General features: G+C 62.2%; 11 protein-coding genes. 2 read left to right on the top strand and 9 right to left on the bottom strand.

What is annotated here, in order from left to right:
* Positions 1-17: 17 nt before the first annotated feature.
* Positions 18-695 (bottom strand): phosphonatase-like hydrolase, encoded by a 678-nt coding sequence (locus tag KTR60_RS12290; RefSeq protein WP_228402197.1) that lies wholly within the window; start codon positions 693-695, stop codon positions 18-20.
* A gap of 25 nt (positions 696-720) precedes the next feature.
* Positions 721-1,848 (bottom strand): TIGR03364 family FAD-dependent oxidoreductase, encoded by a 1,128-nt coding sequence (locus KTR60_RS12295; RefSeq protein ID WP_007734899.1) that lies wholly within the window; start codon positions 1,846-1,848, stop codon positions 721-723.
* Positions 1,849-1,944: 96 nt separating this feature from the next.
* Here KTR60_RS12295 and KTR60_RS12300 point away from each other — a divergent pair, with 96 nt between their 5' ends.
* On the top strand, positions 1,945-2,688 hold the full coding sequence (locus tag KTR60_RS12300; protein WP_007734901.1) for a GntR family transcriptional regulator: 744 nt from the start codon (positions 1,945-1,947) through the stop codon (positions 2,686-2,688).
* A 102-nt stretch (positions 2,689-2,790) separates the two neighbouring features.
* Positions 2,791-3,642 carry an SDR family oxidoreductase gene (locus KTR60_RS12305; RefSeq protein ID WP_058226315.1) on the top strand — a complete coding sequence of 284 codons (852 nt, stop codon included), beginning with the start codon at positions 2,791-2,793 and terminating at the stop codon, positions 3,640-3,642.
* Positions 3,643-3,657: 15 nt separating this feature from the next.
* On the opposite strand, the gene KTR60_RS12310 is transcribed toward KTR60_RS12305, so the two are convergent.
* The 7 genes from KTR60_RS12310 to KTR60_RS12340 all read right to left on the bottom strand — a co-directional run bounded on the left by KTR60_RS12310 (position 3,658) and on the right by KTR60_RS12340 (position 12,032).
* Complete coding sequence (locus KTR60_RS12310) at positions 3,658-4,785, bottom strand: FAD-dependent oxidoreductase (protein WP_228402198.1); 1,128 nt, start codon at positions 4,783-4,785, stop codon at positions 3,658-3,660.
* 9 nt (positions 4,786-4,794) lie between these two features.
* The gene (locus KTR60_RS12315; protein ID WP_228402199.1) at positions 4,795-5,481 is read right to left on the bottom strand and encodes a TetR/AcrR family transcriptional regulator C-terminal domain-containing protein; all 687 of its coding nucleotides are present in this window, start codon (positions 5,479-5,481) and stop codon (positions 4,795-4,797) included.
* A 306-nt stretch (positions 5,482-5,787) separates the two neighbouring features.
* The gene (locus KTR60_RS12320) at positions 5,788-6,948 is read right to left on the bottom strand and encodes a serine hydrolase domain-containing protein (RefSeq protein ID WP_228402200.1); all 1,161 of its coding nucleotides are present in this window, start codon (positions 6,946-6,948) and stop codon (positions 5,788-5,790) included.
* A gap of 126 nt (positions 6,949-7,074) precedes the next feature.
* Positions 7,075-7,980 (bottom strand): hypothetical protein, encoded by a 906-nt coding sequence (locus KTR60_RS12325; protein WP_228402201.1) that lies wholly within the window; start codon positions 7,978-7,980, stop codon positions 7,075-7,077.
* A gap of 132 nt (positions 7,981-8,112) precedes the next feature.
* Positions 8,113-9,471 carry an L-serine ammonia-lyase gene (locus KTR60_RS12330; RefSeq protein ID WP_064112699.1) on the bottom strand — a complete coding sequence of 453 codons (1,359 nt, stop codon included), beginning with the start codon at positions 9,469-9,471 and terminating at the stop codon, positions 8,113-8,115.
* The gene (locus KTR60_RS12335) at positions 9,468-10,682 is read right to left on the bottom strand and encodes an amidohydrolase (RefSeq protein ID WP_064112700.1); all 1,215 of its coding nucleotides are present in this window, start codon (positions 10,680-10,682) and stop codon (positions 9,468-9,470) included. Before KTR60_RS12335 ends, KTR60_RS12330 begins: the two co-directional genes overlap by 4 nt.
* 84 nt (positions 10,683-10,766) lie before the next feature.
* A complete protein-coding gene (locus tag KTR60_RS12340; protein WP_228402202.1) occupies positions 10,767-12,032 on the bottom strand; it encodes a DUF3100 domain-containing protein in 1,266 nt (421 codons plus the stop codon).
* Positions 12,033-12,089: the final 57 nt, after the last annotated feature.

The raw sequence follows: 12,089 nt of genomic DNA on the forward strand, positions 1-12,089 counted from the left end.
CTTTTTCGGAGGTGAGATCAGGAGTGGGTGAGGAGTTCGGCGAACTCCGTCACGGACGGGACGATGTGGGTGGCTCCGGCGTCGCGAAGCTGTTGCTCGTCGTGTGCGCCGGTCAGAGTTCCGGCGACGACGGATGCGCCGGAACGAATGCCGCTGAGCACGTCGTTGGACGTGTCGCCGAGTACGGCGATCTGGTGGACGTCGTCGATCGAAAGTTTGAGCAGGGCAGTTAGAATCAGGTCCGGGTACGGGCGACCGCGACCGGCCTCGGCGGGGGAGAGGGTGAGATCGGCGAGGGTTTCCCAGCCGAGCGCGACGAGGAGTTTGTCCTGCGTCGATCGGCTGAACCCGGTGGTCAAGGCAACTTTGATGCCGGCCTCGCGCAAAGTGGTGATGGCTTTCTCGGCGCCGGGGATAGGCTCGGCCAGGCCCTGGTCGATGAGGGAGTCGTACGTGGTTTCGAAGGCCGCGTTCGCGGCCTGGGCGCGGTCTTCGTCACCGAAGATCGCCCGGAACACGACGATCTTCGACTGGCCCATCGTGTCGAGGACGTACTGGCGAGCGGCGTCGGCTTCCGGGCCTTCGGCGGGCAGTCCGCCGGCTTCAGCGGCGGCAGCGAAGGCGCGAAGAACCAGTCCGTCGTCGGCGACGGTGGTGCCGGCCATGTCGAGAACGGCAAGGGTGATCGGAGACATGAGAAGTCTTTCTTGTCGGAGAGATTCAGAGACCGAGCTGGTCGGCGGTTTGTTCCGCCAGTGCCGGGCCGAGCGTCATACCGCGGCCACCGGGGCCGGCAACCACCCAGACGTTGTCGGCGGCTTGTGCGCGGTGAACAAGTTGTGAGGGGTCGATGCACTGGCTGTAGACGCCCGCCCAACGCTTGACGATTGGCGGAAGATCGCGTCCCAGAAGTGTTTCCACGACTCCGGACAGATGGCGATAGGGCGCCTCGTCGACATCGAAGTCGAAGGGTTCCTCGTATTCGTGGGTGTCGCCGATGGTCAGCCCGCCGTGCAAGCGCTGCACGCACAGGAGTTGCATGCGGTGTTCCTCGGCAGTCGGTTCCTGCGGCTGCACTGTGCGGAGGTGATCGAGGGCAGATCCGGCGAAACCGGGGTAGTAGCGGAAGCTGTCACCGTCAGCGATTGCGGTGGTGAGCTTTTCGCCGAGTGGGGCGCTCTGCATCATCTGCAGGCGCACACGGCGCAACGGGAGATCGCCGGCGAGATCGCGAGCCAATCCGCCGAGTGTTGCTCCGGGGCAGACGATCACGAGATCGGCGTCGAAGCTGCGACCGTGGTCGTCGCGGATGTGTGCGCCGGAGGTGGTCGTCGTGATCTCGCGGGCTTCCGTTCCGGCGTGGAAAGTGTAACGGCCGGTGGATTCGAGGTAAGAACGGATGGCGGGGAGCGCTTGCCGTGACTCGACAGCGGCGTCCAGCGTGCAGTGCAGTCCGCCGAGAAACTTGCCCCGGAGCGCGGGGTTGACGACGCGAACGGCGTCGGGATCCAGAAGCGCGAACCCTCGGTTGTCGGCGTCCGGCCGAGAGAACGCTTCCTGCGCGACCGCGACCTCCTCCTCGGTGCGCATGAGGGTGATGGAGCCGGCTGGGCGGTATCCGACGCCGGGGACACGGGCGGCAAGGTCTGCCCACAGTTCGCGCGAGCGCAGCGCAGCTTCGAGTTCGTGCGGGGCTCGCCCGGATACCCAGACGAGGCCGAAGTTCCGTACCGTGGCACCGCGGGCTTCGGGCTCACGTTCGAGATGGATGACGTCGTGTCCCCGACGGATTGCCTCGTCGGCGTGCGCAGTTCCGAGGATCCCTCCGCCCACAATCAAAATTCGCATGTAGAGATAGTGACGTTTGGTCTAGACCAATAGGGGGAATCGAGACGAACTCCAGGTTAACAATTGGTATAGACCGAATTCTTGTACGCTTGCGCCATGAATCAGCAGACGTCCACCGGGCCGGGGACCTCGAGCGTCGTGATCGAACCGGAGTTGAAGTACTACCGGGTGCGCACCGAGATCGAGACCATTCTCAGTGGGCTCGAGGAGGGCGACGCAGTCCCGTCCGAGCGGGAATTGGCGGCGCGGTTCACAGTCGCACGCGAGACGGTCCGTCAAGCGCTTCGTGATCTTCTTGTCGAAGGGCGAATCGAGCGGCGGGGGCGGGGCACTGTCGTCGCGAGTCCGAAGTTGGTTCAGCCGCTATCGATTCGTTCCTATACCGAAGGTGCTCTGAGCGCTGGGCGAGTACCCAGTCGTAAGGTTGTGACCTTCGAACGAATGTCGGCCGACGACGGTCTCGCCACGGAATTGGGTATCGAACCAGGTGACAGCGTCGTTCACCTCGAGCGTGTCCTCTTCGCCGACGGAGAGAAGATCGGACTCGAATCAACGTTCCTGCCGGACAGCAGGTTCGGTGAGATGCTCGACGCTTTCGATGCGACGACGTCGCTGTACGCGGCTATCCGTTCCATCGGCGTGGTCTTTGCCTCCGCAACCGAACGGATCGAGACGGTGCTCGCTTCACCGCGGGAGGCAACCCTCGTCGAGTCCACCACCTCGATGCCGATGCTTCTATTACACCGGACGTCTGTCGACCCGGATGGTGTGCCGATCGAGCGCGTTCGTTCGCTCTACCGTGGTGACCGTATTGCCTTCTTGACGACTCTTCGCGAGTAGGAGGGGCGTCGAGGGGGTCTGCTGTTACCGGGAACGATAGGCACTCCCAGGCCCGTGGAATTTGTTCTGTACTGGACTCCATCAAACGGGAGGACAGTGAACATGGGTGACAAGAAGGTCTGGTTCGTAACCGGCGCAGGCCGGGGGATGGGAGTCGATATTGCTCAGGCTGCTCTTGCTGCCGGGCACGCGGTGGTGGCTACGGGGCGTGATGCGGACCGTGTTTCTGCAGCGATCGGTGCGCATGACGACCTGTTGGTGATTGCCTTGGACATCACCGACGAACAAGCCGCATATGCTGCGGTGGACACGGCAGTTGCACGATTTGGTGGAATCGATGTACTGGTGAACAACGCCGGAAACTTCTACGCCGGGTTCTTCGAGGTTGTCAGTCCGGCGCAACTTCGCGCTCAGATGGAGACCAACTTTTTCGGGCCGATCAATGTGACACGGGCGGTGTTGCCGGTAATGCGTAGGCAACGGAGTGGACGTGTCGTGACTGTCAGCTCGCTTGCGGGCCTGGTTGGTCAGGAGTTTTGCGCAGCCTACGCGGCGTCGAAGTTTGCGCTGGAGGGTTGGATGGAATCATTGCAATTCGATGTCGAACCGTACGGAATCGGGACGATGATCGTGGAGCCGGGATTCTTCCGGACCGAACTGCTTGTCGAGGGTGCGTCGTCGGTCTGGCCGGAATTGTCGATAGACGATTACGACGCTCGGACTGGCGAGACCGTCGAAGCGTGGAAGAGTATGAACGGTGCCCAGGGCGGGGATCCGGTGAAACTTGCCGCGGCACTTGTGGCACTTGTCGATTCGCCGCTACCCCCACGTCGTTGGGTCGCCGGTGCCGATGCAGTGTCCGTGGTTGAGCAGAAAGCCCACCAACTACTCGATCAAGTTGAAGCCCATCGCGGTTTGTCCTCGTCGCTTGCCCACGTGGACGTGACGACCTGATCCGAGTTTGTCAGGTCACGGGAGTGAGGTGAACATGTCCACGAGCCCCTGGGGTGCGTTCTCGCCGAAGCACATGTCCAGTCCATCAGCGGACTGTTGTGCCGATGCGGCGCTGCGTGGGAATAGGCGCTCTTCGTAGACAGCTAGCCCTTCCTCCGTGCTGCTGTGCGACGCGATCGCCTGGCCGAGTTCCGCGCCGTCGAGCATTGCCAGGTTCGCGCCCTCTCCGGCAAACGGCGACATGACGTGGGCCGCGTCCCCGAGCAGAGTGACCCCGGGAGTACGGCTCCAACTGTGGCCGATGGGAAGGGCATGGATGGGGCGAGGGGTCAGCGAGCTGTCGGCTTCGACGATCAGTGAACGCAGTGACTCGTCCCAGTCCGAGAAGTGTTCCAGCAGAACCTTCTTCGCGATGTGATCGTCGGAGAAGTCGACACTCGCTGCCCAGCTCTCGGGAACTCGCAGGGCGGCATAGATGTGCAGACTGTTGTCGGTCTCACGGTGGGCAAGGAAGCCCTTGTCGGCACTGAGTGCGAACATCATTCCGCCGCCGACGGTTTCAGTGGCATCCACGTGCTGGTTGTCGGCGTCGTGAAGGTCGAACTCCACGAAAGATATTCCGGTGTACGCAGGAGTGTCGTTTGAAACCAATGGACGGATTTTCGACCACGCACCGTCGGCGCCGACCAGGAGATCGGTGGTGAAGTGGGTTCCATCCGCGAGGTGAACTTCGTGTCGACCATCCGGCAACGGATGAGCACTGCGGACCTTGGCTCCCCAGTGGATTGTTTCCTTCGGAATTGAGCTGAGCAGTAGGTCACGGAGCTGGCCGCGGTCGATTTCCGGGCGGTCGCCGTCTCCGGTGTCCTGCTCGCTCAGGTGCACGACGGCATTTCGATCGAGGACGCGTGTCTCTTCCCCGCCTTGATGAACGAGGGCGCGGAACTCCTCATAGAGGCCGGCGGCACGAAGCGCGATCTGACCCGAGTCTTCGTGGATGTCGAGCATCCCGCCTTGAGTTCTGGCTGTCGGTCCGGATTCGAGATCGAATACCGCCGAATCGATTCCGCGGAGATGGAGGACTCGGGCGAGGGTGAGGCCACCGAGGCCGGCGCCGATGATTGCGATGGGGTAGTGGTTCATGGTGGGTTCCTAAGAAGTGAGTGGGGTGTTCTCGATGCCCGTGATGAGCGTGCGGAATCCCCAGGAGAGGCGCGCGGTGGGTTCACCGGCAAGTAGAGCTGTTGCATGTCTTGCGACGAGTGGGTGCGTCTGCGGGTTTGCGTTCTGGATTGCGTCGGTCAGCGCGCTCCATTGGGCATCCGCGTCGGCGGAACTGTTCGGCGCAGAGTGTTCGGCGGCAGTGGACGTCGCGTACTGCAGTAGCAAGTCCACGCCCCACGCGGCTTGACCTGGAGGGACTTCGCCTTCGTCGAGCAATGCCAGCAGGCGCTCGAGCAGGCGCACGTAGTGAACTCCGCTGGGCCGGGAAACGAGAGCCGACTGGGCGAGGCCGGGATGATCGAACAGCACGGCCGTGTACGAGGTCAACACCCGTTCAAGGCGAGCTTGCCAAGTGCCGGAGGAATTTTCGGCGAGGTCGACCACTCCGAGAAGTGTGTCCAGAACGGCGGCGTGCAATTCGGCGGTATTGCGCACGTACACGTACATCGATGCCGGCCCGGTGTCGAGTTCGAGGGCGAGTCGACGCATCGTCAATTTCTGCAAGCCCTCCGACCGCAAGATTTCCACCGCGGTACTGACGATGCTCTCGCGTGTCAGAGCGGGTTTGGCCGGACGATTGCGACGGCTCGACGGACTTGTTGGCTGAGTGGGCATGATTTCACCGTACACGAACATGTTCGTAACGAACATGTTCGTTGGATCACGCACTGAACGTCCACCGCTGTGCGGAGCCATATCGGGAGCGGTGGGTTACATGCCTGTACCGCCGGAGAGCATTGCGATCGTCAGTAGGATGCCACCCACAATCCCCACGAGCGGGCTGTCGCTGTCGAGAAGCCAGTCGTTCAACGATCCCATGAGTGCCTCTTTCGGGTTTCGATCTGCCGACGGTCGAGCCTATCGACAGATCGAAACCCGAGATGTCACTTTCGTCCGAATTGTGGATCGGACCCGAGGTGATCAGCCGTAGACGTTGCCCGGGCTGATCAACTTGGTGATCGGCACCATCAAAGCACTGGTCAGGTCGGTCTCTCCGTCGATGTCGGTGTTGATGAAGACGACCAGGGTTGTGTCCTTCTCGGGCAAGTAGACCGAGACTGTCTTGTAGCCGGGCAGGCTTCCGTTGTGACCGATCCAGCCGCCGCTGTTGAACAAACCGAGTCCGTAGCCGGAGCTGTCGTCCCCTTCGCTCAAGCTCACGGTTTGCAGGCGCTGCTTCTGAGTGGCGTCGGTCAGGAGATCGCCTTTGGCCAGCGCCGGAACCCAAATGCGCATGTCGTCCAACGACGAGATCATTGCACCCGCGGCGCCGCCCCACGACGGATTCCAGTCCGTCGCCGCGGTCACGGATTCGTCGAGCGTTTGGTTGGTGTACCCCTGAGCGTGTGGTGTCGGGAACGCGCTGGTGGTGGGAAAGCTGGTGTGCTCCATTCCGAGTGGTGTCGTGATCTTGGTGTCGATGACTTCCGACAGTTTTGAGCCGGAGACCTTTTCGATCACCATGCCCAGCAGAACAGTGTTGGTGTTCGAATAGTCGACGGTGGTCCCTGGTCGAAGTTGGAGTGGGAGGTCCTTGACGTACCCGACGAGTTCCTCCGGTGTGAAAGTTCGGCGGGGATCCGAAAGATATTCCATCACAAACTGTTCGGACGTCGTGTAGTCCACGAGGCCGCTGCGCATTCCTGCCAGGTGACGCAAGCTGATCGCATCACCTTCCATGACGCCGTCGACGTACTTGGAGATCGGATCATCGAGACCGATCTTTCCCTCGTCGACCAATTGCAGCAGGGCGGTCACGGTAAATGTTTTGGTGACGCTGCCGATCCGGTGGTAGAAGTCGGTTTCCATCGGCGCTTTGGTTGCCGTATCCGAGACTCCTGCAACCTTGACGTAGTTGCCGTCGGGCCCCCAAATGCCCACCATCGCACCGGGAATCCCGGTCGAATTCACCGCTGCGTCGACGATCGAATCGAGCTGGTCGGTGATGGCAGAGTCCATGACCTTGTCAGTGGTGGATGTGGGATTGTCTGCGGATTTGTCCGTGCTGCAGCTGATTACAGCGCCGGCAACCATGGCGCTGCACAGGCCGACAAGCATGATGCGTCTTGCTCCGGTTTTCATGAGTCGAACTCTGCCTGTCCGAGGGCACTCACACATCGACCCCGGGTACGGCAGACGCAGTCCCCAGGTACCTCCTCAACCGGTACCGGGGGACTACGGAACCCTGGTCTGAACCCTTGACTTGGGTCAGAGCCCGCCGTTGAAGAACGCCGCCAGGGCCAGCGCGGGGTCTGCCGCGGTGCCCATATTTGCTACGCCGACAACGATCAATCCCAGCGTGAACAGTGCAGTGAGAAGACCTATCGACCCCGACATGAATCTCGTCCGTCGCTCGGATCGTGCCGTTCTCGCGAAGCGTGCCCACACGACCACAGTCACGGCCAGTGATATTGCTGCCGCGATCAGCGCGATCACCGCCATGGCCAAGTGATACCGCGCGAAGTCGCTGATCATCAGTTCGAGGGCGGGACTTTGCTGATTTCCGGTGCCCGTCGACTGAGCGAGCTGTTGTCGGACCTGCCCGACAGTTTCGGAGAGTGCCCCATCCGTCTGGGCCACGGGCAACATCGAGATCAGCGAAGAGAAGGGTGCAACGACACCTTGGATATTTGCCATCACGAGTACCGAGGAAAACATCGCGAGGAGCGTGACCAGCCCTCCCGCCGAGACGAATGCGAGTTTCTTTCCAGCCGTCAGAGGGCCGGCGTTCACGAACGACGCCTTGAGCATCCGGCCGAGTGCGAGCAGAACCGTCAGCAGGATTACCGCGATCACGGCCTTGGCCACGTGGTACCGCAGCCAGTAGTCGACAGCGGACTCCAAGCTCGGCGAGAAGGCTTGGACACCGGAACTCCAGTATTCGACGAACGCGGCGCGGACCGTCTCGACGAGTTCTCCCTGGTCTGCGTACCCATCACCCGGCCTACTCGTCAGCATGCCCGGGGCGAGAACGAAGGCAGCGGAGAAACCGGCGACCAACGCGATCAACGCGGCGATCTTGCGACCTGAGGACTGCGTCGAGCGCGACGGCCCCGCAGTGTTGTGCCGTGAAGAATTGTGCAGTGGGATTCCTCCAGCGTGATGAGCGATCATCTGGTCACCGTCCACAAAGTCATGTCACCGAGTGTAGAAATCGGTACACCGGACTTCATCGTTCGAGAGGATGATATTTCCGGCGACGGCGACGGCGTCCGCCCGCCCTCGCCGCTGCCGTCGACATCCTCCTCAGCACTCGACGACATTGACGGCGAGCCCGCCTTCACTTGTTTCCTTGTAACGCACGGACATGTCGTTTCCGGTTTGGCGCATGGTTTCGATGACGGTATCGAGGCTCACCACATGCGTCCCGTCACCGAGGTATGCGAGCTGAGCTGCGGTGACTGCAGTCGAGGCGGCTACGGCATTTCGTTCGATGCAGGGGATTTGGACCAGGCCACCAACCGGATCGCAGGTCAGCCCCAGATGGTGTTCCATGGCAATCTCAGCTGCATTCTCGATTTGTCGTGGTGATCCGCCCATGACAGCGCACAAGCCGGCTGCCGCCATCGCGCAGGCAGCTCCGACCTCGCCTTGGCACCCCGCCTCCGCGCCCGAGATCGAGGCATTCGCCTTGATGATCGATCCGATTGCGGCAGCGGTGAGGAGAAAGGTTCGAACGTCGTGAACGCCGGCGCCCGTAGCGCGTATGTGGTGATAGAGCACCGCCGGCACGATGCCCGCAGCGCCGTTCGTCGGAGCCGTTACCACGCGGCCACCTGCTGCATTTTCTTCGTTGACCGCCATGGCGTAGACGGTCAGCCACTCGCGTGAGGAGGGTGCGCAGTTACGTTGTTCCAGTTGAATGTTCGCAGACCGTGCTCTTCGGCGAACTCCGAGACGCCCGGGCAATACACCTTCGGTCTGGGTGCCGCGTTCGATGCATGTGCGCATCGCGGACCAGATCGCGTCGATGCCGGTGAATGCCCGATCCTGGCCGTGTATCGCGATTTCGTCCGACAGTGCCAACTCGGCGATAGTTACGGAGCCGCATTCCGCCAGTAGCTCTTTCGCGGTTCGATAGCGTGAGTTGATCGAATGCGCGCTTGCTTGCGTCTCCGTTCCGGCGCGCAGTACGAATCCGCCACCGATCGACAGATATATACTCGTACAGACGATTTCGCGACCGATGAAGGCGGTCAGTGTCATCGAGTTGGGGTGCCCGTGACGGCGAACGAGCGGCTCGAACACCATGTCCTCGTGAGTGAACACAACGTGCCCGAGTGAGCCGCCGACGAGCTTCACCGATCCGCCGTCCGAGAGCTCGGCCCAACGCCCGTGAACGTCGTTCGGCTCGCACGTTTCAGGATCCAACCCACGAAGTCCCGCGATCACCGCGTCGGGAGTGCAGTGCCCTATTCCGGTGGCGGCGAGAGAGCCGTGCAGATTGCAGCGAATTCGGTCGACCGACGCGGTCAAGCCGGCGTCGGAGAGCTCGCCGACAAAAGTGCGGGCGGCTCGCATCGGACCGACCGTGTGTGAACTGGAGGGCCCGATGCCGATGGAGAAGAATTCGAGCGCGGAAACATAGACGCCGGTGGTGCTCATTCGGCGCTCGTGACGGTAGTCGCTCCTGACTCGCGCTGGGCCGCAATCGTCAGGAGGTTGGAGCGCGAGTCCCCGGTGGCGGCTCGGATCACAGTGCGTGCCATTGCAATTGCTCCGTGCAGAACAGCTTCGTCGCCCGCTGCGGAGCGGGCATCAGCGGCAAACTCGATCGTGTGAGGAACTCCGGTAACGCCGCGTAACGCGATCATCGGGTGGATCGAGGGAACCACCTTCGACACATTGCCCATGTCTGTCGAGCCGCCGGTCAGGGGAGTTCGGGCGGCCGCGGTGCGGCCCAGGCTCGCGATCTCCTCGTCCCAGATCGTCGCCAGCACGCGATGTTGAACAAGCTCCTCGTAGCGCGGTTCGGCGCGTTCGGTCGACCAGGAGCAGTCGCTGGCCACAGCTGCGCCCTCGAAGCAGGAGAGCATACGACGCTTGGCGTCCAACAGCACGTCGAGTTCTGCGGCCCGAACTTCCGCTCGCACCAACGTCGAGGCCGGAATGATGTTTGTTGCTTCGCCGCCGTGCTCGACATAGGCGTTGAGCCTGACGTCGGACGGAAGTTGTTGACGGAGAAGTCCGATGGCGACCAAGGCGATCGTGGCGGCGTCGCCTGCGTTGATGCCCTTGTGTGGCGCAGCGGCCGCGTGTGCGGCTCTTCCGGTGTAGGTCACGTCGAACCGGTCGACTGCCTGCGTTCCGGTGACGGTGCAGCTGACGTCTTCACCTGCAGCGCCGTGGACCATGATCGACATCGCCGCGCCCTCCCATGCGCCACGTTCGAGCAGCAAGACTTTCCCGCCGCCATGTTCTTCGGCCGGCGTACCGAGAAGGACGACGGTCAGACCGTGTTCCTCCGCGACCTCTCCGAGCGCGATCGCTGCTCCCAGTCCGGCAGCGGCGATGACATTGTGTCCACACGCATGACCGATGTCGGGAAGGGCGTCGTACTCGGCGCAGACGACGACGCGGAAGGGGCCGGAGCCCCGCACCGCTTCGAATGCCGTCTCGAGGCCGTAGGCGGCGCGAGTAACCGTGAAGCCGGCTTCCTGCGCGGCGTCCGCCAAGAGGGCCGACGCATGATGCTCTTCGAATGCCAACTCTGGGTGAGCATGGATGGTGTGGCTGACGTCGATGAGGCGTGATGCCCACTTCTCGATCGTGCTCGAAACCGAGTCTGTGCGGGTGCGGGTGTCAGCGATGGACATGGGTATTGGTTCCTTTCAACATCTTTGGTTCTCTGTGTCTTCGGATCGCGGTGTCTTCGGTTCTCAGCGTCTTCGGGTGCAGTTCTAGTGCCAGAGGCCCAGCGCGAACTCCGCGACGACCACGGAAAGTAGGTAAGAGGCGAGGATCGCGACGATTCCGACGGGCACGATCTTCCAGCCGATCGTCTTGAGCAAGGGAAGGTCCTTGCCGAGGCTGAGACCTGCGACAGTCAAGGTGAGGGTGCAGATCGAGAGAAAGTCTATAGTCCCGACGGTGCTCGAGACGAAATCACCGATGGGGGACCACGGTGTTGTCGCCAAGGCACCGATGGTGATGATTGCGATCATCGCCGCGATCTTGCCGCGGGTCAGGCGGGCCACGCCGACGCCCAGGAGCAACAATCCGGTGAGGATCAAGTAACCGACGATGATCGATCGAGATACGCCACCCGCTGCGATCGAAGAGACGATGACCCCACCGACGAACAGAATCGGAACGATGGTGGTCAGCGGCACGGTGACGCTCGGCGCAACCGCTCGTGGGGCAGTGTCGGCTTTCCGTTCGCTGGTCGTCTTCGAGCGCTTGGTGAGTGCGCCGTAGATTCGATCAGCAAGGGGGAGTGCGACATACATGCCGACATACACGCCGAGGAGGCCGGTGATGATGTTGGATGTGGCCGCCACGGCGAGTACCTGGTCGGCCATCTCGGGGTGCGCCGAAACGACGCTGGCGGCAGCGGCAGCCATCATCGAGCCGGATCCGACGCCGGCACCCATCGCCAACGCGAGGGGGTCGAAGATGTTGAAGGATGTAGCCAGTGACGCAATCAGGCTGATCAGCACGGCACCGAACAGAGTGCCGAAGACGTACATCGACAGGACTCCACGGTACTGGTCGGAATCGGGGCCGTAGCGTTCGCTGACCATCGCGAAGGAACCCTCGCGGTCGATGGAGAAGGATGCTCCGACGGTGGCCGGCCCCATCCGAAGGAGTACCGCCAGCGGGAGTGCGAGAGCGATAGTGCCGAACAAGTGCCCCAATTCCTGCAGTAGCAGTGCGGGGCCCGCCTCGAACAACAATTGGATGTTCGGGCCGATGGTGAAAGACAACCTTGCACAAAGCAAGAGAACAGCCAGGCCCATGATTGCCGAGGCCGCAGCCTGAAGGTCGAGGCCGAGTGGTTTCCACTTCTGGCTCGAGACGACACCGCCGGCAATCAGTCCCCACACCATGGGCAGGATCGTGATGGCGGCAGCGCCGACGGGAATCACTGCGGGGCCGATCAGTTGCGCGCCTGCCGCAAGCCCGAGGAGCAGAATCACCACGATCCACAGGCGTGGCGACCGCATGGCGAAAACGACTTTTTGCGTCGCGGTTTGATCGCTGACTGGGGAATCGTCATGCGA

Origin of the sequence: Rhodococcus sp. C1, assembly GCF_020809065.1 — a bacterium.
In the GTDB taxonomy this organism is placed as follows: Bacteria; Actinomycetota; Actinomycetes; order Mycobacteriales; family Mycobacteriaceae; genus Rhodococcus_F; species Rhodococcus_F qingshengii.